General features: G+C 50.5%; 1 protein-coding gene. It reads right to left on the bottom strand.

Going from position 1 to position 545, the window contains the following annotated elements; all coding sequences use genetic code 11:
• Positions 1–545 (bottom strand): flagellar basal body L-ring protein FlgH (locus R7Q46_RS29600; protein WP_318078642.1); only part of this gene is annotated, 545 nt, incomplete at both ends.

Here is a 545-nt window from a genome sequence, read left to right as displayed (position 1 = left end):
GATCACGAGGTTGCCGTTTGCCAGCACTTCGATCACTTCGACCCTAATGTAACCACTAATGCTGTTACTCTGCTTCGCAGAAGAGTCGCCAGCAAAGGTGTTGGTGTTGTTTAAGTCATAAGAGAAGTTGTACTTGCCGCCTACTTTCAACTCTTCACCGCCCACTTGTAACGGATCCATTTGCGCTTCGTTGGTTTTCGACAAGTCCGCGTTAGCGCTCTTCGTCGCACTGGTGGTTTCATCTAACGTGACTGTGATGATGTCGCCAATGCCGCGAGGTTTAGAATCATCATACAAATCGGTAATGTGCTCTGGGCTAAACAGAGAACCCGTCGCCGCAGCATAATGCTCAGGCTTTTGTTTTGGATGGATTGGAGCCCACGCTGGATCACCAGCAACCGGATCATTTCTGCCACGCAGTGTATCGACGATGCCGCTACTCTCGTCTTTCGACTTATCGCCTTCAACCGCATCCACAACGGTAGTCGCTTGCGTCACTTCATCCGTTTCGATGGGTTCTAACATCGCACAGCCAGACATGGTTG

This window comes from Vibrio sp. 811 (assembly GCF_033339195.1).
Note: the sequence above shows the minus strand (reverse complement) of the source record. Positions and strands in the feature narration are given on the sequence as shown.